A 25117-nucleotide genomic window follows, 5' to 3' on the forward strand; every position below is an offset into this window, starting at 1 on the left:
GTGGAGCGCGGCCTACGGATCGCCCGATCGGATCAGCGGATGGGCCTATTAATCGGCCGGGGGCTGCGCCGGTGCCGCAGCGCGGAGCTTCCCCGCCCCGCCCTTTCACCGTTTCCCGGGGCGAGCCCCGCACCCCGTTGCGCTCGAACGCCGCGCGGGGCCGGGGGGAACCCCAGCGGTGGCCGGGGGAGGAAGCGGCGGAGGGCGGGTGGGGGATCTCGCCCCGCGCCGCGGCGGCCAGGGCTGCTACGCCTCGTACGGCCGGGACGGCCAGGGGGCGTCCGCGGGGCGGAGGGCGTCCAGGCCGCCTTCGGAGGCCAGGGCCGCCGACAGGGCCAGGACACCCGTCACCAGCGCCGGGTTGCCGAGCTCGCCCGCCAGCGCCCCCCGGACGAGATCGGCCCGGTCCACCCACTCCACCCGCATGTCGGCCTCCTCCGACGAGGCCTCCTCGTACCGCTCCCCGTCCGCCTCGGCCACGTCCCGGGCCAGGAAGATCCGGACCGCCTCGTCGGAGCCGCCCGGGGAGGCGAAGAAGTCGGCGAGCACCCGCCAGTCCCCCGCCTTGACGTGCGCCTCCTCGTACAGCTCCCGCTGCGCCCCGTGCAGCGGGTTCTCACCGGGTACGTCGAGCAGCCCGGCGGGCAGCTCCCACAGCCGGCGCCGGACCGGGTGCCGGTACTGGTTGATCACCAGCACCCGCCCCTCCGCGTCCAGGGCGAGGACGCACACCGAGCCCGGGTGCACCTGGTAGTCGCGGCGGGCCACCGACCCGTCCGGCATCCGGACCTCGTCGGAGTCCACCGCCGTCTTGGCGCCCTGGAACGGCCGCCTGGTCGACAGCGTCTCCCAGGATTCCGCAGTGTCCCTGATGGCGATGCCCATGCCGATGTCCTCCACAACGCGCGACGGCCGGGGTACGGATCTCCGTACCCCGGCCGCCTACGTTACCGAGCGTCAGCCCTGCTGCTGGCGCTCCACCGCGGCCTTGACCAGGCCCGCGAAGAGCGGGTGCGGCCGGGTCGGGCGGGAGCGGAGCTCCGGGTGGGCCTGGGTGGCCACCAGGTAGGGGTGCACCTCGCGCGGGTACTCGACGTACTCGACGAGCTTGTTGTCCGGGGAGGTGCCGGAGAAGACCAGGCCGGCCTTCTTCTCCAGCTCACCGCGGTAGGCGTTGTTCACCTCGTAGCGGTGGCGGTGGCGCTCGTCGACGTACGCCTGGTCGCCGTAGACCTCGCGCACGATGGAGCCCTCGGCCAGCTTCGCCGGGTACATGCCCAGGCGCATGGTGCCGCCCAGGTCGCCCGCGCCCTCGACGAAGGCCAGCTGCTCCTCCATGGTCGAGATGACCGGGTGCGGGGTCGAGGGCTCGAACTCGGTGGAGTTCGCCTCCTCGATGCCCGCGAGGTTGCGCGCGGCCTCGATGACCACGCACTGCAGGCCCAGGCACAGGCCCAGCAGCGGGATCTTGTTCTCGCGGGCGTAGGTGATCGCGCCGACCTTGCCGTTCACACCGCGGTCGCCGAAGCCGCCGGGGACGCAGATCGCGTCCACGTCGGACAGCTGCGCGGCGGCGCCGGCCTGGGTCTTGCAGTCGTCGGAGGTGACCCACTTGATCTGGACGCGGGCCCGGTTGGCGAAACCGCCGGCGCGCAGCGCCTCGGTCACCGACAGGTAGGCGTCCGGCAGGTCGATGTACTTGCCGACGAGCGCGACCTTGACCTCGTGGTCGGGGTTGTGGACGCGGTCGAGCAGGTCCTCCCACACCGTCCAGTCGACGTCGCGGAAGGGCAGGTCGAGCTTGCGGACGACGTAGGCGTCCAGGCCCTCGGTGTGCAGCACCTTCGGGATGTCGTAGATCGACTTGGCGTCGATCGCCGCGACCACGGCCGCCTCGTCCACGTCGCACATCAGCGAGATCTTGCGCTTGATGGAGGTGGGGACGTCGCGGTCGGCGCGCAGCACGATCGCGTCGGGCTGGATGCCGATGTTGCGCAGCGCGGCGACGGAGTGCTGGGTCGGCTTGGTCTTCAGCTCGCCGGAGGGGCCGATGTAGGGCAGCAGCGAGATGTGCACGACGAAGACGTTGTCGCGGCCGACCTCGTGGCGGACCTGGCGGACGGTCTCCAGGAACGGCAGCGACTCGATGTCGCCGACCGTGCCGCCGACCTCGGTGATGACGACGTCGACGTCGTCGGTCGCCATGCGGCGGATGCGGTGCTTGATCTCGTTGGTGATGTGCGGGATGACCTGCACGGTGTCACCGAGGTACTCGCCGCGCCGCTCCTTGGCGATGACCTGCGAGTAGACCTGGCCGGTGGTGACGTTGGCCGAGCCGTCGAGGTCGACGTCGAGGAAGCGCTCGTAGTGGCCGATGTCCAGGTCGGTCTCGGCGCCGTCGTTGGTGACGAACACCTCACCGTGCTGGAACGGGTTCATCGTGCCGGGGTCGACGTTCAGGTACGGGTCGAGCTTCTGCATCGTGACCCGCAGGCCGCGCGCCTTGAGCAGCGCACCCAGGCTGGAGGCCGTCAGGCCCTTGCCGAGGGACGAAGCGACACCCCCGGTGACGAAGATGTGCTTGGTCGTCATGGATTTGGGCGGCATCGCCAAGAGGGGGCTCCCGTGGTCGCGAGGTGAGGTGCGTCCGGCGACTTCTCCCGTTTCCGGGGGCGCCGAAGCTGCGGTTTCGGGGCTCCTGATTCGCACAGGCAGACCACCGGTCCACGGGGTACCAGCCTATCAGCGCCCGGGGCGGTCCGCCTCCGGGCGCGCTGCGCGACGGCCCCGCCCGCGGCCCCGCCGGGCCGTCCCGCCGCCGCGTTCCCCCAGGTCACCCGTTCGGCCGAGTGACATTGTCCCGATACTTAAGGGGATCACTAGGGTGCGGACGTAGCTTGCTCGGATACCGCTGCACATCGCCGCCGAGCAGTCCGGCGAACGGCGTAACAACGCCGGTTCCGGCAATGTAGGACTCGACGCGGGGATCCCTGCGCACAGGAGACCGCGCGACAGCGCAATGCAAGCGCCCTACGGGGCGGACGTGGCCGTTCGACTGGAGAGCAACGTGTCCGGGCGCATCGAGGATTACGCACTGATCGGGGACATGCAGACCGCGGCGCTGGTCTGCCGGGACGGGGCGGTGGACTGGCTGTGCCTGCCGCGCTTCGACTCCCATGCCGTCTTCGCGAGCCTTCTGGGCACCGATGAACACGGGTTCTGGCGGATCGGTCCGTCGTTCCCGCCGGGGACGGAACCGCCGAAGGCGACCCGCCGCCGCTACCGCGGCGACTCGCTGGTGCTGGAGTCGGAGTGGGACACCCCGCGCGGGACCGTCCGCGTCATCGACTTCATGCCGCCCCGCGAGGGGCACGCGCCGCAGCTGATCCGCATCGTGGAGGGCGTCAGCGGCCGCGTGCCGATGCGGTCGGCGCTGCGGATGCGCTTCAGCTACGGGCGGGTCGTGCCCTGGGTGCGCAAGGTGGAGGGGCGCACGGTGGCCGTCGCGGGCCCCGACTCCGTGTGGCTCGACGCCGACGCGGACACCTACGGCAAGGACCTGACGACCTACTCCGACTTCACCGTCGCGCCGGGCGACCGGGTGGCCTTCACCATCAGCTGGCAGCCCTCGCACCTGGGCGCCCCGGAGACCCCGGAGGCCGAGTCGGCCCTGGAGGCCACGACCGAGTTCTGGCGCGAGTGGGTCGACCTCTGTACGTACCACGGGCCCTACCGGGAGGCGGTGGTCCGCTCCCTGATCACCCTCAAGGCGCTGACGTACGCCCCCACGGGCGGGATCGTCGCCGCGCCGACCACCTCCCTGCCGGAGGAGATCGGCGGGGTCCGCAACTGGGACTACCGCTACACGTGGCTGCGCGACGCCGCCATCACCCTCTCCTCGCTCCTGCGCACCGGCTACCGCGGGGAGGCCGCCGCCTGGCGGGACTGGCTGCTGCGCGCGGTCGCCGGGGACCCGGAGAACCTCCAGATCATGTACGGGATCGCCGGCGAGCGGGAGCTGGGCGAGACCGAGCTCGACTGGCTGCCGGGCTACGAGAACTCCGCCCCCGTGCGCGTCGGCAACGGCGCCGCCCACCAGCTCCAGCTCGACGTGTACGGCGAGGTCACCGAGGCCCTGCACCTGGGCCACATGACCGGCCTGGCCCGCAACGACTACGCCTCGGTGCTCCAGCTCAAGCTGATCCGCTACCTGGAGATCCACTGGAACGAGCCCGACGAGGGCATCTGGGAGGTGCGCGGCCCGCGCCGCCACTTCGTGCACTCGAAGGTGATGGCGTGGGTGGCCGTGGACCGCACGATCAAGCTGATCGAGAGCGGGGACGCGGACGGCCCGCTGGAGCGCTGGCGGGCGCTGCGCGACGAGATCCACGCGGACGTGTGCGAGAAGGGCTACGACCCGGAGCGCAACACCTTCACCCAGTCGTACGGCTCCCAGGAGCTGGACGCCTCGCTGCTGCTGATCCCGCAGATGGGCTTCCTGCCCCCCGACGACAAGCGGGTCATCGGCACGATCGAGGCGATCCAGCGCGAGCTGTCGACCCCGGACGGGTTCATCCTGCGCTATCCGACGGCCGGCGAGGAGGCCGGTGTGGACGGCCTGGAGGGGGACGAGGGCGCCTTCCTCGCCTGCTCCTTCTGGATGGCCGACGACCTGGCGATGATCGGCCGGGTCGACGAGGCCCGCCGCCTCTTCGAGAAGCTGCTCTCGCTCCGCAACGACCTGGGGCTCCTGGCCGAGGAGTGGGACCCCAAGCTCCAGCGCCAGGTCGGGAACTTCCCGCAGGCCTTCAGCCACGTCCCCCTGATCGACACCGCCCTGCGGCTGACGGCGAGCGGCGCGTACGGAGGCTGACGGGCACCCGGGGGGCCGCCGGCGCGCGGCCCCCCGGGTGCCCGCCTAACCTGGAGGGGTCCATGCCCTTCTGGGAAAGGGGGGGTGGCGATGGCGCCCCTCTCGAAGGCGGGCACGGCGCTCGCCGCGCTCCGCGAGGACCTGGCCGGTGAGGTCTTCGCCCCCGGCGACCCCGGGTACGCCGAGGCCCGGACGGTCTTCAACGCGATGATCGACCGCCGGCCCGCGGTGATCGCCCAGTGCGAGAGCGCGGCGGACGTGGTCACGACGGTCCGTTTCGCCCGGGAGCTGGACCTGCCGGTGGCGGTGCGCGGCGGCGGGCACAGCGTGGCCGGGATGTCCCTGAACGACGGCGGCGTGGTCGTGGACCTGCGCCGGATGCACGAGGTCACCGTCCATCCGGCGGCGAAGGCCGTACGCGTCGCGGGCGGGGCCACGATGAGCCACCTGGACCGGGCCTGCGAGCCGCACGCCCTGGCGACCACCGGGGGCCGGGCCTCCACCACCGGGGTCGGCGGCTACGTCCTCGGCGGGGGCACGGGCTGGCTGGACCGGACCTTCGGCCTGGCGGTGGACAACCTGCTGGGGGTGGAGCTGGTCACCGCCCAGGGCGAGCTGCTGAACGTCACGGCGGAGGACCACCCGGAGCTGTTCTGGGGGTTGCACGGCGGCGGCGGGAACTTCGGGATCGCCACGTCGCTGACCCTGCGCCTGCACGACCTGCCGGCGCTGTCCATCGCGATGGTGTTCTACCTGCCGGAGCGCGGCCCCGAGGTGGTCCGGGCGTACCGGGACGTCATCGAGTCCGGTCCGGACGAGGCCGGCGGCGGCGTCCTCTACCTGACCGGGCCGCCCGCGCCGTTCGTCCCGCCGCACCTGGTCGGCCTGCTGCTGGCCGGGGCGCTGGTGACCTACGCGGGCCCCGAGGACGAGCTGCGCAAGATGGCCGACCCCCTGCTGGCGATCCCGCACGAGGCCGAGGTCGTCACGGCGATCCCGTACGCCGAGCTCCAGTGCATGCTCGACGACCCGCCGGGGCTGCGGAACTACTGGTCGGCGGAGTACCTGACCGGCGCGCCCGACGCGTTCGTGGACGTGTTCTGCGCCCGGGCCGCCTCGATGCCGGTGCCGAGCGGCACCCAGCACGTGGTCTGGCCGCAGGGCGGGGCGATCGCCGCGGGCGGGGAGGACTACCCGGTGCCGTACCGGGACGCGCCGTGGGCGGTGCACCCCTTCGGCATGTGGGAGGACGCCGCCGACGACGAGCGGGTCATCCAGTGGGTCAGGGACGTCCGCGCCGACGTCCAGCCGTGGTCCACCGGGGCGGTGTACCTGAACTTCACCGGGGACGAGGGCGCGGACCGGGTGGTGGCCGGCCTGGGCGCCGACAACATGCGGCGGCTGGCGCGGCTGAAGCGGCAGTACGACCCGGACAACGTCTTCCGCTTCAACCACAACATCCCGCCGGTCTGAGTCCTGCTCAGGTGAGGGCGGCGAGCACCTCGCGGGCGGCCCGCTCGCCCTCGGTGGCGCCGCCCTCCATGAACCCCTGGAAGTCGTAGCTGCAGTGCTCGCCGGCGATGTGGACGTTGCCCTGGGCGGTGCCCTCGTACTTGGCGTAGCGGTGGAGGTAGCCCGTGGGCCAGTACGAGTAGGCGCCCAGGGAGTAGGGGTTGCGGTGCCAGGCGGAGAGCTGGGCGCGGCCCGTCCACACCGCCTTCGTCCCGGGGAAGAAGGCGTCGACGCCGGTCAGGACCCGGCCGGCCAGGTCGCGGACGTAGGGGTCGGACTCGGTGGCGAAGGGGGTGGCCGGGGTGAGCGCACCGGCCGGGGAGCCGCCGCCGTACTGGAGCAGGATGCCGCCGGTGCCGGGCTGGACCTTGGTGGTGTCCCAGGTCTGCTGCACGCCGGAGTCGGTGAAGCAGTCGCCGGCGGAGACCCCGGGCCAGGGGCCGGTGCCGCGCCAGGGGCGGGCGGTGAACTGCATGTTCAGCTTGGTGCAGTGTCCCATCCGGGCGTCGCGCAGCAGGTTGCGCATGAGGGGGTCGAAGCCCGCCTGCGAGGTGTCGAGGTTCTGCAGGACCGGCAGGGGCAGGCACAGGACCGTGTGGTCGGCGGTGGCGGTGCGCACGGCGCCGGAGTCGTCGAAGGTGAGGGTCTGGGTGCCGTCGGCGTTGGCGCGTACGGCGACCAGCCGGCGGCCCATGACCAGCGTGCCCGGGGTGAGGGCGGCGGCGATGGCGTGCGGGAGCCGGTCGTTGCCGCCGATGACGTGGTAGCGCTCGTTGGACAGGCCCCAGACGTTGAAGTTGCCCGGGTTGGGCTGGTAGCCCATCAGGAGGACCAGGGCGAGGGCGGACTGCGCCTGGGTGTCGGCGCCGTACTCGACGGTGTAGGCGACGTCGATGAACCGGCCGAGCTGCGACCGGTGCCCGCCGGGGACGCGGGTCTCGATCCATTCGTACAGGGTCGTCTCGTCCAGGGCGGTGCCGGCCGGGGTCGAGGAGTTCCAGGAGACCTCGCCGGCTTCCTGGAGGTCGCGGCGCAGGGCCTGGTAGACGGCCTTGAAGTCCTCGTCGGCCTGGGTGCGGGGATAGTAGGCGCCGTTGAAGCGGAGGATCTCCTCGGCTCCGTTGGGTCCGCCGCCCAGGAAGTCCTCGACGGGCAGGTTGAAGCGGCGGCACAGTTCCAGGATCTTCTTGTGGCCGGTGTCGATGAGCTCGCCGCCGATCTCGGAGGTCTGCCCGTACGCCCAGTGGTCGCGCTGGGTCCACATCCGGCCGCCGACGCGGGCGGCGTCGGCCTCGTAGAGGGTGCAGGGGACGCCGGCGTCCTGGAGGGTGAGGGCGGCGGTGAGCCCGGAGATGCCGGCGCCGACGACCGCGACGCGGGCGGGTCCGGCAGGTCTCTTCGCCGGAGCCGGGGCGGTGTCGGCGTACGCGGCGGAGGCGGAGGCGGCCGAGGAGGCCAGCGCGGTGCCGAGGCCGAGGGCGGCGGCCCGGCCGAGGAGTTCGCGGCGGGTGGAGCCGCGGACCTCGGCGACGGGCAGGCGCAGCCGGCGGGCGGCGGCGTGGTCGGCGGCGATCCGGCGCAGGGCGTGCATGAGCGGCGTGCGGGCCATGGCGGGGCTCCTCAGACGGTCGCGGCGGACGGGTCGGACGGGGCGGGCGGGGCGGGCGGAGCCGCCGGGGCGGTCCGGTCGGAGCGCTCGGCGGCGTCCTCCAGAACGATCCGGCCGATGATCTCGTAGCGCTCGGGGGCCTTGTACCGGAGCCAGAGGCCCAGGCCCAGGCCGCCGAAGAAGACCGCGCCGACGATCCAGGGGATCAGCTTGAAGAAGAGGGAGCCGGCGGCCGCACCGGCGGCGGTCTGCATGTTGAGCACCAGGAGGACCACGACCGCGGTCATCCCGATCCCGCCGAGCAGCGGGGCGGTGAAGGTCCGGAACCAGTGCCGGTCCTCGGGGTGGTTCCTGCGGAAGTAGCCGATGACGGCGAAGGAGCACAGGGTCTGCACGATCAGGATGGCCATCGTGCCGAGGATCGCGAGCAGCGTGTACAGGTGCAGGTACGGGTCCTGGCCGGTGAGCCAGAACCCGGCGACCAGGCCGGTGGCGATGACGGTCTGGACGACGGAGGAGAGGTATGGGGAGCCGTGCCGGGGGTGGGTGCGGCCCAGGGCGGGGTGCAGGAATCCCTCGCGGCCGATGGCGTAGAGGTAGCGGGCGGCGCACTGGTGGAAGGCCATTCCGCAGGCGAAGGAGCCGGTGAGCAGCAGCCACTGGAAGGCGTCGACGGCCCAGGCGCCGATGAACCGGTGGGCGGGGGCGAAGAAGAGGTCGAGGGGGTCGGCGGAGGCGGACAGCCTGACGGACTCCGCCAGGCCGTTGCCGGCGATGGTCATCCAGGAGACGTAGATGTAGAAGAGGCCGACGCCGACGACGGAGACGAGGGTGGCGCGGGGGATGACCCGCTTGGGGTCGCGGGACTCCTCCCCGTACATAGCGGTGGACTCGAAGCCGACCCAGGACCAGAAGGCGAAGAAGAGGCCGAGGCCGGCGGAGGTCCCGGTGAAGGCGTTCTTCGGGTTGACGGGTTCGACGGGGATGCCGTCGGGGCCGCCGCCCGCGACCAGCACGGCGGTGGCCACCGCGAAGAGGACGGCGATCTCCGCGACGAGCATCACCCCGAGGGCCTTGGCGGTGAGGTTGATGTCGAAGTGGGCGAGGACGGCGGTGACGGCGAGCATCGCGGCCGCGTACAGGATCCACGGCAGGTCGACGCCGAGCTGGTCGTGGACGGTGGTCTCGGCGAAGTAGGAGAAGACGCCGACGATCGAGGCCTCGAAGACGATGTAGGCGAGGACGGCGAGCATCCCGGAGGCCATGCCGGCGATCCGGCCGAGGCCGTGCGAGATGTACCCGTAGAAGGCTCCGGCGGCGGTGATCCGCTTGGCCATCGCCACGTAGCCGACCGCGAAGACGGTCAGGACGAGGGTGGCGAAGAGGTAGCCGGCGGGCGCTCCGGTGCCGTTGCCGAAGCCGACGGCGATGGGGAGGTTGCCGGTCATGGCGGTGATCGGCGCGGCGGTCGCGACGGCCATGAACACGACGCCGACGAGGCCCACGGAGTTGGCCTTGAGGCGCTGGACCGGGGGTGTGCCCGGTGCCCCGCCGGGGGTGGTGGGTGGAGGCGTGGCGCTGGCTCTGCTCATGGGGTCGTCCTCGTTCCTGTCGGGAGGCCGTTCGCTCGGGAGGCCGTTCGCGAGGCCGTCACTCTCCCCCTGCGTGACGCAGACCACAATTGGCACGCGGTCCGATAATCTCCGTGCCGGAGCGACGAGTTGTCGGCCCGACAGGGGGACATGACGGACTCCGTGACCACCCGGTGATGTCCTCGGAACAACGCGGCCGGTAGCGTCCCGCGATATGGACAACCAGGGCGGGATCACCGTTCAGCGGGCACTGGAACTGCCGGGACTGCGCAGCGGACTGCCGGAGGTGGTGGCCTGCGCCGACCGCCTCGGGCGGACCGTCCGCTGGGTGCACGCGGGCGAGGTGCCGAACATCGCCTCGCTGCTCAAGGGCGGCGAACTGCTGCTGACCACCGGGCTGGGGCTGGGCACCCGGCCCGCCGAGCAGCGCGCCTTCGTCCGCCGCCTCGCGGACCGCGGGATCGCCGCCCTGGTCGTGGAACTCGGCCCGCGCTTCACCCGGCTCCCGGCGACGCTGGTGGAGACCGCCCGGACGGCCGGGCTGCCGCTCGTGCAGCTGCACCGGGAAGTCCCCTTCGTCGCGGTGACGGAGGAGATCCACACCGAGATCGTCAACCACCACTACGCGCTCCTCCAGCGGGCCGAGGAGGTCCACCGGCGGTGCACGGAGGCCCTGTTGGGCGGCGGCGGGATCCCGCAGGTGCTGCGCATCCTGGCCGACTTCACCGCCAACCCGGTCTTCCTGGAGACCCCGGACGGCCAACTGCTGTACGCGGCCGGGCCGGTGGCCGGGGAGGCCGCGGCGGACCCGCTCCAGGTGTGGGAGGGGCTGCGGGGCCAGCGCGCGGCCGAGCCCCCGGCGAACGCCGTCGTGGTCGACGTGCCGGGCGGCGGCCACGGCACGGGCTCGGTGCGGGCCCGGGTCGTCCTGGTCGGGGTCTCGGCGCCGCTGCTGCCGGTCCACCGGATGGCGGCGGAGCGGACGGCGGGGGTGCTCGCGGTGGTGCTGATGCAGGCCCGGCAGGAGGAGGAGCTGGCCGCGCGCGGCCGGGGCGACTTCCTGACGGACCTGGCGGAGGGGCGGATCTCGGCGGAGGACGCCCCGGCGCAGGCGCGGGTGCTGGGCTTCCGCCCGGGAGCGGGGCCGCTGCTGCCCCTGGTGATGCGGCTGTCCTCGGAGCTGGTGCCGTCCGGGAACTGGTCGGTGCTGGCCCGGGCGGTCCAGGAGGAGCTGTCCTCGGTCGGGGTGCCGGTGCTGCTGGGCGTCCGCCCGGTGGAGGGACGGGTGCCGCTGCTGGTGTCGCTGCGGGCGGAGTCGGAGCGCACGTCGGTCGCCGACCGGGTCGCGGGCGCCCTGCGGGCCGGGGTGGAGCGGGCCGGCCTGGACCGGGCCGGGGCCCCGCCGGTGGTGGTGGTCGGCGTCTCGGGCAGCTGGGCGGCGGCCTCGGCGGGCCTGCGGCACGCCGCGGAGACCGCCACCGCCGCCCACGGCCTGCCGGCCCGCCCCTGGTACGACGCGCGCCGCCTGGACATCGACCTGCTGCTGTGGCGGCTGCGGGAACACCCGGACCTGGCGGCGTTCGTGGACCGGGCGATCGGCGCCCTGCGCGTCCACGACGCCGCGTCCCGGCCGCCGCTGCTGCCCACCCTGGAGACGTACCTGGCCCATGCGGGCCGCAAGGCGGAGACCGCGCGCGAGCTGCACCTGAACCGGCAGACCCTGTACAACCGGCTGGCCCGGATCTCGGAGCTCCTGGGCACCGACCTGGACGACCCGGAAACGGTCCTCTCCCTGAGCCTGGCCCTGCGCGCCCGGCGCCACGCCGCGCCGTCCTGAGGGCCCCGCCCGGTCAGGGGCGCCGGCGTTCCATCAGTTCGTCGTAGACCGAGAGGACCTGGGCCACCGTGTCGTCCTCCGACGGCCACGTCGCCGCCTGGGCGCGGCCGGCGAGGGCGAGGGCGGCGCGGCGGTCCGGGTCGTCCAGGAGGGCGGTCACCGCTCCCGCCAGCGCGTCCGCGTCGCCGTACGGGACCAGGACCGCCGCGTCGCCGACCAGTTCCGGGACGCCGCCCACCTCCGTCGCCACCAGGGCGACACCGGCCCGCAGGGCCTCCTGGGCCAGCAGGGAGCGGCCCTCCCAGCGGCTCGGGAGGACGGCGACGTCCGCCGCCGCCAGCAGGCGGTCGGCGTCCCGGCGGCGGCCCAGAAGGCGCACCGGGAGGCCCTCCGTCCTGATGCGGCGGGCCAGTTCGGGCCGTAGCGGCCCCTCCCCCGCGATCACCAGCAGCGGTGCCGGCTCCAGCCCCCGCCAGACGCGCGCCGCGTCCAGCAGGACGGAATAGCCGCGCCGGGCGACCAGGCTGCCGACCGCGATGACCAGGGGGCGTTCCACCACACCCAGTTCCGCCCGGGTCTTGCCCGCGTCGGGCACCGCCGGCGCGGCCGGTACGGCGACCGCGGCGAGGCGGGCGTCCCGTGCGCCGCGGCGGCGTGCGAGGTCGACCTGGTCGGAGGAGGAGCCCAGGACGACGGCGGCGGCGCGGGCCACGTGCCGTTCCAGCAGGCGGGCGAGGCGCCCCAGCGGGCCCGCGTCGGGGGCGCTGCCGTGCCAGGTCACCACCAGCGGCGCACGGCGCCCCCGGCCGCGCAGGGCCAGCGCGGCCCGCATCCCGGCCCGTACGCCGTGCGCGTGGACCACGTCCGCCCCGGCGCAGGCGGCGCGCAGCGCGCTCGCCGCGTCGGGGGTGAACTCCGCCCCGGCTCCGGTGAAGTCGTACTCCCCCTCCGCCGCGACGGGGGCGCACACGGTCACCCGTACGCCGCGCGCCGCGAGCCCCGTGGTGAGGGAGCGCACGTGCGCGCTGCTGCCGGCGCCCGCGCCGCCGAGGACCTGGACGGTGCGCAGCGGGGGCCGCCCGTACGGCAGGGCGGGCGGGGCCGAGGCCGGGGAGCTGCTCACGGGCGGAAGCTCCAGGGTGAGGGGGCAGGGACGTCGCCCAGGATGCCAGTCCGCACGCGCGTTCCGGGACCATACGGGTGCGGATCCCGTGCGGGACACCGCAGTGCGCCCCCCAGCCTCACCCACACGGGCTAACGATCCGCCGTCTCAGCCGTCCGCCCGGGCCGCCGCGAGGAGTTCCTCGGCGTGGGCCCGCGCCGTCTGCGAGTCCTCCTGGCCGGCCAGCATCCGGGAGAGCTCGCGGATCCGGTCCTCGCCCTCCAGGACCGTGACCCCGGACCGGGTCACCGATCCGTCGACGGTCTTCTCGACCAGCAGCTGCCGGTCCGCGAAGGCCGCCACCTGGGGCAGGTGGGTGACGACGACGACCTGGGCGGACTTCGCCAGCTTGGCCAGCCGCCGGCCGATCTCGACGGCAGCCTTGCCGCCGACGCCCGCGTCGACCTCGTCGAAGAGGTACGTGGGCACGGGGGCGGTGCCGGCGAAGACGACCTCGACGGCCAGCATGACGCGGGACAGCTCGCCGCCGGAGGCGCCCTTGGCGATCGGACGCGGCTGGGCACCGGGGTGCGGGGCCAGCAGCAGCTCCACCTCGTCCGCGCCCGAAGGCCCGTAGGCGACCGGACGGCCGCCCACCTCGACGCCGTCGGCGGCCTCGGTCTGGCGGATGTCGATGGTCACCCGGGCGTGCGGCATGGCCAGGGAGGCCAGCTCGGCGGTCACCGCGGAGGCGAACCGCTCGGCGGCCTCGGTCCGGGCGTCCGTGAGCGCCTGGGCCAACTGCGAGAGCTCGGCCAGCAGCGCGTCCCGCTCGGCGGTCAGCTCGTCGATCCGCTCGTCGTCGCCGTCGAGCTCCAGCAGGCGCGCCGAGCCCTTCTGGGCCCATTCGAGGACGGAGTCGACGGAGTCGCCGTACTTGCGGGTGAGCTGGGTCAGGGCCGCCCGCCGCTCCTCGACGGCGGCCAGCCGCAGCGGGTCGGCGTCCAGGTCGTCGGCGTACCCGGCGAGCTCGCCGGCCACGTCGCCGAGCAGGATGCCCAGTTCCGCGATCCGGTCCGCGAGCGCGCCGAGCACCGGGTCGTGGGAGCGCACGGACTCCAGGGCGCGGTGCGCGCCGGCGACGAGGGTGTTGGCGTCGACGCCCTCCGGGTCCTCCACGTCGCCCGCGAGGGCCGCGTGCGCGGCCTGCGCCGCGGAGGCCAGGGACTCGGCGTGCCCGAGCCGTTCGGCCTCGGCCGCCAGTTCGGCGTCCTCACCCGGCAGCGGCTCGACGGCGGCGACCTCCTCCAGGCCGAAGCGCAGCAGATCGGCCTCCTGCGCCCGCTCCCGGGCGCGGGTGGTGATCGTGTCCAGTTCGGCGGCGACGGCGCGCAGCCGCCGGTAGGCGCCCGCGTACTTCTCCAGGGGGCCCGCGACGGCGTCGCCGGCGTACCGGTCGAGGGCCTGCCGCTGGCGGGCGGGCCGCAGCAGGCCCTGCTGGTCGGTCTGCCCGTGGACGGCGACCAGGTCGTCGGCGAGCTCGGCGAGCAGGCCGACGGGGACCGAGCGGCCGCCGACGTGGGCGCGCGAGCGCCCCTCGGCGGACACGGTCCGGCTGATCAGCAGGGCGCCCTCGTCGAGCTCGGCCCCGGCCTCCTCGGCGCGCACGGCGGCGGCCGCGTCAGGGCGCAGGACGACGCGGCCCTCGACCACCGCCGCCTTGGCCCCGATCCGCACCAGGGCCGGGTCGGCCCGGCCGCCGAGCAGCAGCCCGAGGCTGGTGACGACCATCGTCTTGCCCGCACCGGTCTCGCCGGTCACCGCGGTGAAACCGGGCGACAGCTCGACCACCGCGTCGTCGATGACCCCGAGTGACCGTATCCGCATCTCCTCAAGCACGGGACGACCATACCGAGGTTTCGGGGGTGCCATGCTCCCTCACCCGCCCGGAGTCTTCCGAACGGGTGTGCTATTAGCGGGGTCGGCGGCGTCCTCAGTGCGGCGCGCCGCGCCAACCCGACACCGGGAGCGCGAACTTGGCCACGAGCCGGTCCGTGAAGGACGCGTGGTGCAGCCGGGCGAGCCGCACCGGCACCGTCCCGCGACGGACCTCCACCCGCGCTCCGGCGGGCAGCTCCAGCGTCCGCCGGCCGTCGCACCACAGCACCCCGTGTTGGGTCCCGGTCTGCACCTCGACCGCCAGCACCGAGTCCGGGGAGGTGACCAGCGGCTTCGCGAACAGCGCGTGCGCGCTGATCGGCACCATCAGCAGCGCCTCCACCTCCGGCCAGACCACCGGCCCGCCCGCCGAGAAGGCGTACGCCGTCGAGCCGGTCGGCGTCGCGCAGACGATGCCGTCGCACCCGAAGCCGGTCACCGGACGCCCGTCGATCTCCAGGACCACCTCCAGCATCCGCTCGGCGGACACCTTCTGCACGGCCGCCTCGTTCAGCGCCCAGTCCCGGTGGACCACGTCACCGTTGGTCCGTACGAGGACGTCGAGGGTCATCCGCTCCTCGACCTCGTACGCCCTGCGCACCACCCGGTCCACGACCCGGTCCAGGTCGTCGCGCTCGGCCTCGGCGAGGAATCCCACCCGGCCCAGGTTGACGCCCAGCATCGGCACCCCCGACCCGCGCGCGAACTCCGCCCCGCGCAGCAGGGTCCCGTCCCCGCCCAGCACGATCAGCAGCTCGCACCCCGCCAGGACCTCCGGCGTGCACGCGCCGACGAGCTCCACCTCGGGCGGCAGCGGCATGTCCCGCGCCTCCTGCGCGAGGACCCGCACCCCGATCCCCGACTTCAGCAGTCCCAGCACCACCAGCTCGGCGCTGCGTATGGCCGCCGGCCGGCCGGTGTGCGCGACCAGGAAGACGGTGCGCGGCCCGGCGGGCTCCCCCGCCCCCGGTCCCCCCGAAGGCGCGGTCCCCGTCGAAGCCGCTGCACCCGCTGACGCTGACGAATCTGTCACTGAGGCCCCTCCGCCACTGCACGGTCGACATCCCCCGGGTCGAGTGCCGGTGCCCCCGCCCGAAGCCACAGAAAGTACTCGACGTTCCCCGACGGCCCCGGGAGCGGACTCGCGGTGACCCCCAGCACGCCCAGCCCCAGCTTCCAGGCCTGCGCGGCGACCTCCCGCACCGCCTCGGCCCTCAGCTCGGGGCTGCGCACCACGCCGCCGCTGCCGAGCCGCTCCTTGCCCACCTCGAACTGCGGCTTGACCATCAGCACCAGGTCGGCGTCCGGCGCCGTGCACCGCACGAGGGCGGGCAGCACCAGGCCGATCGAGATGAAGGACAGGTCGCCGACGACCAGGTCCACGGGGACGCCGTCGATCAGTTCGAGCGTCAGCTCGCGCACGTTCGTGCGGTCCTTGACGGTCACCCGGTCGTCGCTCTGCAGCGACCAGGCCAGCTGCCCGTAGCCGACGTCCACGGCGACGACGTGGGCCACGCCCGCGCGCAGCAGCACGTCGGTGAACCCGCCGGTCGAGGCGCCCGCGTCCAGCGCCCGGCGGCCCTCGACGGCCAGCCCCTGCGGCCGGAAGGCCGCGAGCGCGCCGGCCAGCTTGTGGCCGCCCCGGGAGACGTAGTCGGGGTCGCTGTCGTCCTTGAGGACGACGAGGGCCGCGCTGGTCTCGACCTGGGTGGCCGGCTTGGTCGCGGTGGTGCCGCCCACGGTCACCCGGCCCGCGGCGATCAGCTGGGCCGCGTGCTCCCGCGAGCGGGCCATGCTGCGGCGTACCAGTTCGGCGTCCAGGCGGCGGCGTGCCACTCCTGCCACGTTCGGTTCAGCTCCTGTTTTCGTACGGTCCGGGGACGGGCTGTGCGTCCAGCGCGGTCAGCGCCTCGCGCAGTCCCCTGTGCACATCCTCGTACACCTCGACGTGTCCGTCCGCCGCGAGGTGGTCCGCGTCCGCGAGGCGCTCCAGGTGCGCGTCGACACCGGGGTGCCCGGTGGGGGTGCGCACCAGGCCCGGCGGCGCGGCCCCGGCGGGCTCGGCGGACCCCGTGCCGGACCCGCTCCCGGGGCCGGCCGCGGACTGCGCGACGGGCTCCTGGGGGACGTCCGGAACGCTCGCGGACACTTCGTCGGTCATGCCCCTGACGCTACCCCGAAGCACCGCCCCTGCCACGCGCGGCTCTGCGGTACGGTCGGGACACCATGGCTACGATCCAGGAGTGCCGCGCGGCACTCGACCGACTCTCCGACAACCTCGCGGGGGCCGACGGCGACGTGCGCGGCGCGGCCGCCCTCGACCGGTCCCTGAGCTGCCACATCACGGACCTCGACGTGACCTTCGCCGGCCGCCTGGAGGGCGGCCGGATCAGGGTGGACGCCCTCACCCCCGGACCGCCCCGCGCCAAGGCCGAGATCCGGCTCGCGATGAGCGGGGACGACCTGCTCGCCCTGGTCGACGGGCAGCTGAAGTTCGCCAAGGCCTGGGCCTCGGGCCGGGTCCGCCTGGAGGCCGGCTTCCGCGACCTCCTGCGCCTCAAGAGCCTGCTCTAGGCGCTCGTCCGGGCGCCCGCGGCGGCCGCCCCCGTGCGGGCCCGCCGGGCGGCCGGGACCACCAGCGGCGTTCCGGTCTCCGGGTCCTCGATCACCCGGCAGCGCACCCCGAACACCTCTTCCACCAGCTCGGCGGTGACCACCTCGGCCGGCGGCCCCTCGGCGACCACCACCCCGCCGCGCAGGGCGATCAGGTGGGTGGCGTAGCGGGCCGCCTGGTTGAGGTCGTGCAGCACCGCCACCAGGGTCCGGCCCCGCTCCTCGTGGAGCTCGGCGCACAGGTCGAGGACCTCCAGCTGGTGCTGGATGTCCAGGTAGGTCGTCGGCTCGTCCAGGAGCAGCAGCGGGGTCTGCTGGGCCAGCGCCATCGCGATCCACACCCGCTGGCGCTGCCCGCCCGACAGCTCGTCGACGGCCCGGTCGGCGAGTTCGGCGACCCCGGTGGAGGCCATCGACTCCAGGACGATCCGCTCGTCCTGCGGGGACCACTGGCGCAGCAGTCCCTGGTGCGGGTACCGGCCGCGGGCGACCAGGTCGGCGACGGTGATCCCGTCGGGCGCGACCGAGGACTGCGGGAGCAGTCCCAGCGTCCGCGCCACCTGCTTCGCGGGCGTCGAGGTGATGGCCCGCCCGTCCAGCAGCACCTGCCCGGCGGAGGGCTTGAGCATCCGCGACAGGGCGCGCAGCAGCGTGGACTTGCCGCAGGCGTTGGGGCCGACGATGACGGTGAAGGAGTGGTCGGGGATCTCCACCGACAGGTTCTCGGCGATGACCCGCTGGTCGTAGCCGAGGGTGACGTTCTCCGCGGTCAGCCTCTGCACCTGGGTACTCCTCGTTTCGACCGGGCTGCGTTCGTTGCCGTGCACGGCGTGCACCGTGTCCGTGTCCGTGTCCGTGTCCGTGTCCGTGTCCGTGTCCGTGTCCGTCATATCCGTCCCGCCCTGCGCTCCGTGACGAGCAGCCAGAGCAGGTAGACGCCGCCGACCAGGCCGGTGACGACACCGACCGGCAGCTGGTCCGCGCCGAAGGCCCGCTGCGAGGCCAGGTCGGAGGCCAGCAGCAGGACGGTGCCCATCAGTGCGCCGGTCAGCAGGTTCGACCCGGGCGAGCGGGTCAGCCGGCGGGCCAGCTGCGGCGCGGCCAGCGCGACGAAGCTGATCGGCCCGGCCGCCGCCGCGGCGGCCGTGGTCAGCACGACCGCGGCCAGCATCAGCAGCATGCGGGTCCGCTCCACCGGCACGCCCAGCGCGTACGCGGCGTCGTCCCCCATCTCGATCACCCGCAGGGCCCGGCTCTGCCCGAGGACCAGTGGGAACAGCACCGCGCAGGTGATCAGCAGCGGCCACACCTGCGCCCAGTCCCGGCCGGCCAGCGATCCGGTCAGCCAGACCATCGCCCGGGTCGCCTCGACGAGCTGCGCCTTGGCGATCAGGTACTGGATGACGGCCACGAGCACGGCCGAGGCGCCGATGCCGACCAGCACGAGCCGGTAGCCGTGGATCCCCTTCTTGTACGCGAGGAGGTACACCACCGCCCCGGTCAGCACACCGCCGACGACAGCGCCCAGCGCGACCTCCGTGGCCCCGCCCTTGAACAGCGTGATGACGACGAGCGCGCCGACCGCCGAGCCGTACCCGAAGCCGAGCATGTCGGGCGAGCCGAGCGGGTTGCGCGAGACGGACTGGAAGACCGCCCCGGACATCCCGAGGGCCGCGCCGACCAGGACCGCGACCAGGACCCGCGGCAGCCGCAGGTCGTTGACGATGAAGTCGTCGGCGGGGGCGCCGTTGCCCAGCAGGGTCTGCACGACGTCTCCGGGCGCGATCTCGAAGTCGCCGGTGCCGATGAGGACGACGGCCAGCACCGCCGCCGCGGCGGTCAGCAGCAGCCCGGTGACCAGCGCGCGCGGCTCGACGCGCAGCGAGGTCCCGCCGGGGCCGCGCAGGGTGCGGGGCCGGGCGGCCCCGCGGATGCGGAGGTCGGTCACAGCTGGGCCATCCTCTTGCGCCGGACGAGGTGGATGAAGACGGGGCCGCCGACGAGCGCGGTCACGATGCCGACCTGGAGCTCGGCGGGCCGGGTGACGACCCGTCCGACCACGTCGGCGCCCAGCAGCAGCACGGGCGACAGGACGGCCGAGTACGCGAGCACCCAGCGCATGTCGGGCCCGGTGAGCAGGCGCGCGAGGTGCGGGATCATCAGCCCGACGAAGACGATCGGGCCGCAGGCGGCGGTCGCCGCCCCGCACAGCAGGGTGATGGCGGCCATGGCCCCGATCCGGGTCCGCGTCAGGTGCGCGCCCAGCGCCCGGGCGGTGTCGTCGCCCATGGCCATCGCGTTGAGCGGCCGGCCCAGCGTCAGCGCGAGCAGGGTCCCCACCAGCAGGAAGGGGGCCACCTGGCGGACGGTGTCCATGTTGGCCGAGGCCAGCGAACCCACCGTCCAGAAGCGGAGCTTGCCGAGGGCCTGGCTGTCCATCAGCTGGACGGCGTTGATGTAGCCGGCGAGGGCCGCGCTGGCCGCCGTACCGGCGAGCGCGAGCCGCACCGGGGTGGCGCTGCGGCTGCCGCCGAGCACGTAGACGAGGACCGAGACGACCCCCGCGCCCAGGAAGGCCCACCAGACGAACTCGGTCAGCGTGCCGGCCCCGAGGAAGCTGATGGCGGAGACGACGGCGGCCGCCGCTCCGGCGTTGACGCCGAGGATGCCGGGCTCGGCCAGCGGGTTGCGGGTCAGGGCCTGCATCACCGCGCCGGACAGGCCGAGTCCGAGCCCGACCATCACCCCCAGGAGGGTGCGCGGGACCCGCAGGTCCCGTACGACCACGTCGTTGGTGGTGCCGTCGTAGTGGAACAGCCCGTGCCAGACGTCGTCCAGCGGCATCGCCCTGGCACCGACGGCGATGCTCGCCACCGCCACCAGGGCCAGCACGGCGAGGGCGACCAGCAGACCGGCGGCGCGCCTGCCGTGGTGCGGACGGGCCACGGCAGGCGGCGGCGCGCTCCGCGCGGATTCAGGGGGACTCTCAGCCAACACGAAGGTTAGGTTAGCCTACCCTCTGCCTTGAAAAATCCCCCGAACGGCGTAGCCGCCCGCGGCTCACCACCCCAGCGCGGCCAGCGCCTTCTCCACGTCGTGGCCGTAGGACCCGTCGCCGGCCGCCGACCAGGCCGCCGCGCACAACGCCCGCAGCCCGTCGACCGGATCCGCCTCCCCCTCCCCGGTCCGGGTCAGCTCCAGGTGCGTGCCCGCGTGCGCCGCGCTCCAGCCGCCGCACCTCCGGGCCCCCTGCCCCTGCGCCACCTCCGGCTGCCCGGTCAGCAGCCCGCGCAGGTCCCGGTCCACGTACGTCGGCCGGTGCCGGGGCTCGGCCCGCAGCAGCTGCTCCGCGTCCGTGACCCCGGTCATCACCAGCAGCGAGTCCACGTCCCCGTTGAACGCGCCCTCGATGTCGGTGTCCAGCCGGTCCCCGACCACCAGCGGCCGCTCGGCACCGGTCCGCAGCACCGTCTCCCGGTGCATCGGCGGCAGCGGCTTCCCCGCCACCTGCGGATCCGCACCCGTGGCGATCCGCACGACCTCCACGGCCGCCCCGTTGCCCGGCGCGATCCCGCGCGCCCCGGGGATCGTCAGGTCCGTGTTCGACGCGTACCAGGGCACCCCGCGGTTGATCGCGTACGCGGCCTCCGCGAAGCGCCCCCACGCCAGGTCGGGTCCGCCGTAGCCCTGGACCACGGCCGCGAGCCCCTCCTCGTCGGCGGACTCCACCGGGACCAGCCCGCGCTCGCGCAGCGCGACCCGCAGCCCCTCCCCGCCGACGACCAGCACCTTGGACCCCGGCTCCACCTGCTCCGCGATCAGCCGGGCCACCGCCTGCGCCGAGGTGATCACCTCGCCCGCCTCGGTCGGGATCCCCAGCTCGCCCAGGTGCTCCGCGACCGCCTCCGGCGTCCGCAGCGCGTTGTTGGTGACGTACGCCAGGTGCATGCCGCCGGCCCGGGCCGCGGCGAGGGACTCCACCGCGTGCGCGATCGCGTGGCCGCCCGCGTACACCACCCCGTCCAGGTCCAGCAGGGCCGTGTCGTACGCCTGGTGCAGACTCCGCTCACTGCCCGCGGGACTGGTCCTGCTCTGCCGGGTCATCTGGCCGCTCCTCAATAACCGTTCTCAAAACGCTCGGGACCGCGGTGACGCTCCACCGCGCACGATCGATCTTGTCCGAGTTTGCACTACCCCGTCACTCCCCCGGCCATCCCGTATCGCGAGACGGGTCTTACCATGCACCAATGACCACACCTGGCAACGCGGAGCACGGGCTGCGCCTGATCCCCTTCCACGGACTGCGCTACGACCCGGAGCGCGTCCGCAGCCTGGCGGCGGTGACCTCACCGCCGTACGACGTGGTCGTACGCCCCGACGGAGTCGACCACCTCGAGTCCGCCGACCCGCACAACATCGTCCGGCTCATCCTGCCGCAGGCCGGCACCCCGGCCGCACGCAACGAGCAGGCCGCCCGCACCCTGGACGACTGGCTCGCCCAGGGCGTCCTCAGCACGGACCCGCGGCCCGCGCTCTACGTCTACGAGCAGCGCAAGTCGGGCGTCCTCCAGCGCGGCGTCATCGGCGCCCTGGCCCTGTCCACCGCCGAGGCCGGCATCGTCCTGCCCCACGAGGACGTGATGCCGGACGTGGTCACCGACCGGGCGGGCCTGATGCGCGCGACTTCGGCCAATCTCGAACCCCTGCTCCTCACCTACCGGGGCGACGGCCCGGGCGCGGGGGCGGACGCGGTCGTCGAGGCCACCGCCGCCCGCGAGCCGCTGCTGTCGACGGTCACCGAGGACGGGTTCCGCCACAGCCTGTGGGCCGTCACCGACCCCGCAGAGCTGGCCGTGGTCACCGCGGACCTGGCCCACCGCCAGGCGCTGATCGCCGACGGCCACCACCGCTGGGCGACGTACCTGCGCCTCCAGGAGGAGCACGGCTCGCCGACCCCGTGGGACTTCGGCCTGGTCCTCCTCGTGGACACCGCCCGCTATCCGCTCCAGGTGCGCGCCATCCACCGGATGCTGCGCCGGCTGCCCCTCGCCGAGGCGCTGGCGGCGGTCGAGGGCTCCTTCCGGGTCCGCCCGGTCGACGGCCCGCTCCCGCTGGCCCTGGAGGCCCTCGCGGACGCCTCGGAGCGCGGCAACGCCTTCCTCCTCACCGGCGACGGCACCTTCCACCTGGTCACCGACCCGGATCCGGCCCTGATCGAGCGCACCGTCCGCCGCGACCGCCCGGAGGCCTGGCGCCGGCTGGACGCGACGGTGCTCCACGCGTCCCTGCTGGACGCCCTGTGGCAGATCCCGGACGCCCCGGACCACATCGCGTACATCCACGACGCGGCCGCCACGGTGGCCATGGCCGAACGCCACGGCGGCACGGCCGTGCTGCTGCACCCGGTCCGCGAGGAGGTCGTCCGGGACCTGGCCCGCCAGGGTGTCACGATGCCCCGCAAGTCGACGTCCTTCGGCCCCAAGCCGGCCACGGGCCTGGTCCTGCGCAGCCTGGACTGACCGGCCCCGCACACGCGGAAGGGCGGCACCCCGAGGGGGTGCCGCCCTTCTACGTCAGGCCGTGTCAGGCCTTGTCGCGCGCCTCGCGCTCGTCGTCCTCGACGACCACGATCTCGTCGGTGAGGTCCACGTCCGCGTCGGCGTCCGCCTCGGAGGTGTCGACGGGCTCGTACTCCTCGTCGTCCTCGTCGTAGTACTCGGTCTGGTCGGCGGCACGCTCGGCGGCGGCCACCTCGGCCGCGTCCTCGTCCTCGTCGTCCTCGTCACCGAGGTCCTCGAGCTCCGTCTCGTCCTCGATCGCGGCGGCGTCCACGAACTCCACCCCGTCGATCTCGGCCAGGCGGTCGGAGGCGTCCGTCGCCCCGTCCTTGTCGGCCTCGAGGGTCTTCGCGAACCACTCGCGGGCCTCGTCCTCGCGGCCGGCGGCCAGCAGGGCGTCGGCGTAGGCGTACCGCAGGCGCGCGGTCCACGGCTGCACGGCGTTGGAGGCCAGCTCGGGGCTCTGCAGGGTCACGATGGCGGCGTCGAGCTCGCCCATGTCCCGGCGGGCTCCGGCGGCGACGAGACGCATCTCGACCTGGCCGGCCTTGTCCAGCTTCTGCACCTCGGGCTCGCCGGCCATGGCCAGCGCCCGCTCGGGACGGCCGAGGCCGCGCTCGCAGTCGGCCATGACGGGCCACAGCTCGACGGAACCGGTCATCCGCTTGGCGGCGCGGAACTCGGCGAGCGCCTCGCTGTACTTCTGCGTGGCGTACGCGGCGAAGCCGGCGGCCTCGCGGACGGCGGCGACGCGGGAGGCCAGGCGCAGGGCGATGCGGGAGTACGCGTACGCCTGCTCGGGGTCTTCGTCGATCAGCCGGGCGACCATGACGAGGTTGCGCGAGACCTCCTCGGCCAGGCCCTTGGGCAGGCTCAGGAGCTCCTGGCGCACATCGGCGTCGATCTCGTTGCCGGTGACGTCCTCGTCGATCGGAAGCCGCTTGACCGGGTCCCGGTCGCGGTCGGCGCGGAACTCGCGGCCGCCGCGGTCGTCACGGCCACCGCGGAAACCACCGCGGTCGTCGCGGCCGCCGCGGTAGCCACCGCGGTCACCGCCGCGGTCGTCGCGACGCGGGTAGGACGGGCGGTCGCCCCGGTCGCCGCGGTCGTCACGACGGAAGGAGGGACGGTCGCCGCCACGGTCGTCGCGACGCCCGTAGGACGGACGGTCGCCGCCGCGGTCGTCGCGGCCGCCGCGGAAACCACCGCGGTCGTCGTCGCGACGCGGGTAGGACGGACGGCCGCCCCGGTCGTCGTCGCGACGCGGGGAGAACGGACGGTCGCCACCGCGGTCGTCGCGACGGGGGTACGACGGGCGGTCGCCACCGCGGTCGTCACGACCGCCGCGGAAGCCACCACGCTCGTCGTCACGGCGGGGGTAGGAGGGACGCTCGCCCCGGTCGTCGCGACGCGGGTACGACGGGCGGTCGCCACCGCGGTCGTCACGACCGCCGCGGAAGCCACCACGCTCGTCATCGCGACGCGGGTAGGAGGGACGCTCGCCCCGGTCGTCGCGACGCGGGTACGACGGGCGGTCGCCACCGCGGTCGTCACGACCGCCGCGGAAGCCACCACGCTCGTCGTCACGGCGCGGGTAGGAGGGACGCTCGCCCCGGTCGTCGCGACGGGGGTACGACGGGCGGTCGCCACCGCGGTCGTCACGACCGCCGCGGAAGCCACCACGCTCGTCGTCACGGCGCGGGTAGGAGGGACGCTCACCCCGGTCGTCGCGACGGGGGTACGACGGGCGGTCGCCACCGCGGTCGTCACGACCGCCGCGGAAGCCACCACGCTCATCGTCGCGACGCGGCGAGAACGGACGGTCCCCGCCACGGTCGTCACGGCGGAAGGCCGGGCGGTCGCCGCCGCGGAAGCCGCCGCGCTCGTCGTCACGGCGCGGGTAGGCGGGACGGCCGCCGCGGTCGTCGTCGCGACGGCCGTACGAGGGACGGTCGCCGCCACGGTCGTCGCGACCGCCGCGGTAGCCACCGCGGTCGTCGTCGCGACGCGGGTACGACGGGCGGTCGCCACCGCGGTCGTCGCGGCCGCGGAAGCCACCGCCGGCCGGGCGTCCGCCACGGTCGTCGCGGCGGAAGCCGCCACCGGCGGGGCGACCACCGCGGTCGTCGCGGCGGAAGCCGCCACGGTCACCGCCACGGTCGTCACGGCCCCCGCGGTAGCCGCCCCTGTCACCGCCGTCGTTGCGACGAGGCTCGCGCTCCGGACGATCGTCGGGAGAGTTGGACATGGGTGTGACTCCTGTCTTCGGGGTACCGCTAGTCATTCTCGCGCAACCAGCCCATGGCCGCGCTTCGGCGTAAAGAGGTGCAAAACAAAAAGGACCCTTGGTCCTCAGCGTGAACGCTGAGGACCAAGGGTCCTTTGAAAGATTGTTCGGCGGCGTCCTACTCTCCCACAGGGTCCCCCCTGCAGTACCATCGGCGCTGAAAGGCTTAGCTTCCGGGTTCGGAATGTAACCGGGC

The 25117-nt window shown here is 74.1% G+C and carries 19 protein-coding genes, 1 rRNA gene and 1 pseudogene; 5 read left to right on the plus strand and 16 right to left on the minus strand.

The window, feature by feature from the left end; genetic code table 11:
- Window positions 1–246 precede the first annotated feature (246 nt).
- Together AB0469_RS27070 and AB0469_RS27075 are read right to left on the minus strand one after the other, a co-directional pair.
- Complete coding sequence (locus AB0469_RS27070) at window positions 247–879, minus strand: NUDIX hydrolase (RefSeq protein ID WP_366454075.1); 633 nt, start codon at window positions 877–879, stop codon at window positions 247–249.
- 78 nt (window positions 880–957) lie between these two features.
- Window positions 958–2592, minus strand: a complete 1635-nt coding sequence (locus tag AB0469_RS27075) for a CTP synthase (protein ID WP_366454049.1) — start codon at window positions 2590–2592, stop codon at window positions 958–960.
- A gap of 427 nt (window positions 2593–3019) precedes the next feature.
- Here AB0469_RS27075 and AB0469_RS27080 point away from each other — a divergent pair, with 427 nt between their 5' ends.
- Together AB0469_RS27080 and AB0469_RS27085 are read left to right on the plus strand one after the other, a co-directional pair.
- Window positions 3020–4873, plus strand: coding sequence for a glycoside hydrolase family 15 protein (locus tag AB0469_RS27080; RefSeq protein ID WP_366454050.1), 1854 nt, complete (start codon window positions 3020–3022; stop codon window positions 4871–4873).
- A gap of 90 nt (window positions 4874–4963) precedes the next feature.
- Window positions 4964–6346: an FAD-binding oxidoreductase gene (locus tag AB0469_RS27085; protein WP_366454051.1), complete on the plus strand. Its 1383-nt coding sequence runs from the start codon at window positions 4964–4966 to the stop codon at window positions 6344–6346.
- A 7-nt stretch (window positions 6347–6353) separates the two neighbouring features.
- On the opposite strand, the gene AB0469_RS27090 is transcribed toward AB0469_RS27085, so the two are convergent.
- Together AB0469_RS27090 and AB0469_RS27095 are read right to left on the minus strand one after the other, a co-directional pair.
- Window positions 6354–7994, minus strand: a complete 1641-nt coding sequence (locus AB0469_RS27090; RefSeq protein WP_366454052.1) for an NAD(P)/FAD-dependent oxidoreductase — start codon at window positions 7992–7994, stop codon at window positions 6354–6356.
- Window positions 7995–8005: 11 nt separating this feature from the next.
- On the minus strand, window positions 8006–9586 hold the full coding sequence (locus AB0469_RS27095) for an APC family permease (RefSeq protein ID WP_366454053.1): 1581 nt from the start codon (window positions 9584–9586) through the stop codon (window positions 8006–8008).
- 214 nt (window positions 9587–9800) lie between these two features.
- Here AB0469_RS27095 and AB0469_RS27100 point away from each other — a divergent pair, with 214 nt between their 5' ends.
- Window positions 9801–11423 carry a PucR family transcriptional regulator gene (locus AB0469_RS27100; protein ID WP_366454054.1) on the plus strand — a complete coding sequence of 541 codons (1623 nt, stop codon included), beginning with the start codon at window positions 9801–9803 and terminating at the stop codon, window positions 11421–11423.
- Between the two features lie 13 nt (window positions 11424–11436).
- On the opposite strand, the gene AB0469_RS27105 is transcribed toward AB0469_RS27100, so the two are convergent.
- The 5 genes from AB0469_RS27105 to AB0469_RS27125 all read right to left on the minus strand — a co-directional run bounded on the left by AB0469_RS27105 (window position 11437) and on the right by AB0469_RS27125 (window position 16624).
- The gene (locus AB0469_RS27105; RefSeq protein ID WP_366454056.1) at window positions 11437–12546 is read right to left on the minus strand and encodes a glycosyltransferase family 4 protein; all 1110 of its coding nucleotides are present in this window, start codon (window positions 12544–12546) and stop codon (window positions 11437–11439) included.
- 147 nt (window positions 12547–12693) lie between these two features.
- Complete coding sequence (gene recN / locus AB0469_RS27110; protein WP_366454076.1) at window positions 12694–14412, minus strand: DNA repair protein RecN; 1719 nt, start codon at window positions 14410–14412, stop codon at window positions 12694–12696.
- A gap of 106 nt (window positions 14413–14518) precedes the next feature.
- Complete coding sequence (locus AB0469_RS27115; protein WP_366454057.1) at window positions 14519–15496, minus strand: NAD kinase; 978 nt, start codon at window positions 15494–15496, stop codon at window positions 14519–14521.
- Complete coding sequence (locus tag AB0469_RS27120) at window positions 15493–16308, minus strand: TlyA family RNA methyltransferase (protein WP_366454058.1); 816 nt, start codon at window positions 16306–16308, stop codon at window positions 15493–15495. Before AB0469_RS27120 ends, AB0469_RS27115 begins: the two co-directional genes overlap by 4 nt.
- Before the next feature lie 7 nt (window positions 16309–16315).
- A complete protein-coding gene (locus AB0469_RS27125; RefSeq protein ID WP_366454059.1) occupies window positions 16316–16624 on the minus strand; it encodes a hypothetical protein in 309 nt (102 codons plus the stop codon).
- A gap of 65 nt (window positions 16625–16689) precedes the next feature.
- On the opposite strand from AB0469_RS27125, the gene AB0469_RS27130 reads away from it, so the two are divergent.
- Window positions 16690–17037 carry an SCP2 sterol-binding domain-containing protein gene (locus tag AB0469_RS27130; RefSeq protein WP_042810382.1) on the plus strand — a complete coding sequence of 116 codons (348 nt, stop codon included), beginning with the start codon at window positions 16690–16692 and terminating at the stop codon, window positions 17035–17037.
- Here the strand turns inward: AB0469_RS27130 and AB0469_RS27135 are convergent.
- The 4 genes from AB0469_RS27135 to AB0469_RS27150 form a co-directional block, all read right to left on the minus strand.
- The gene (locus AB0469_RS27135; RefSeq protein WP_366454077.1) at window positions 17034–17858 is read right to left on the minus strand and encodes an ABC transporter ATP-binding protein; all 825 of its coding nucleotides are present in this window, start codon (window positions 17856–17858) and stop codon (window positions 17034–17036) included. The genes AB0469_RS27130 and AB0469_RS27135 overlap by 4 nt on opposite strands.
- A gap of 104 nt (window positions 17859–17962) precedes the next feature.
- On the minus strand, window positions 17963–19024 hold the full coding sequence (locus AB0469_RS27140; protein WP_366454060.1) for an iron chelate uptake ABC transporter family permease subunit: 1062 nt from the start codon (window positions 19022–19024) through the stop codon (window positions 17963–17965).
- Complete coding sequence (locus AB0469_RS27145) at window positions 19021–20022, minus strand: iron chelate uptake ABC transporter family permease subunit (RefSeq protein ID WP_366454061.1); 1002 nt, start codon at window positions 20020–20022, stop codon at window positions 19021–19023. Before AB0469_RS27145 ends, AB0469_RS27140 begins: the two co-directional genes overlap by 4 nt.
- A gap of 114 nt (window positions 20023–20136) precedes the next feature.
- Window positions 20137–21180 carry an HAD-IIA family hydrolase gene (locus tag AB0469_RS27150; protein ID WP_366454062.1) on the minus strand — a complete coding sequence of 348 codons (1044 nt, stop codon included), beginning with the start codon at window positions 21178–21180 and terminating at the stop codon, window positions 20137–20139.
- Between the two features lie 143 nt (window positions 21181–21323).
- Between AB0469_RS27150 and AB0469_RS27155 the strand changes: the two genes are divergently transcribed.
- A complete protein-coding gene (locus tag AB0469_RS27155) occupies window positions 21324–22595 on the plus strand; it encodes a DUF1015 domain-containing protein (RefSeq protein WP_366454063.1) in 1272 nt (423 codons plus the stop codon).
- 64 nt (window positions 22596–22659) lie between these two features.
- Here the strand turns inward: AB0469_RS27155 and AB0469_RS27160 are convergent, their stop codons facing one another.
- The 3 genes and pseudogenes from AB0469_RS27160 to rrf all read right to left on the minus strand — a co-directional run.
- Complete coding sequence (locus AB0469_RS27160; RefSeq protein ID WP_366454078.1) at window positions 22660–23526, minus strand: hypothetical protein; 867 nt, start codon at window positions 23524–23526, stop codon at window positions 22660–22662.
- A 126-nt stretch (window positions 23527–23652) separates the two neighbouring features.
- Window positions 23653–24840 (minus strand): annotated as a pseudogene (locus AB0469_RS27165) (hypothetical protein); the annotation flags it as partial.
- 186 nt (window positions 24841–25026) lie between these two features.
- Window positions 25027–25117 (minus strand): 5S ribosomal RNA (rrf, locus tag AB0469_RS27170); the annotation flags it as partial.

It is taken from the genome of Streptomyces sp. NPDC093801, from assembly GCF_040701585.1.
GTDB lineage: Bacteria > Actinomycetota > Actinomycetes > Streptomycetales > Streptomycetaceae > Streptomyces.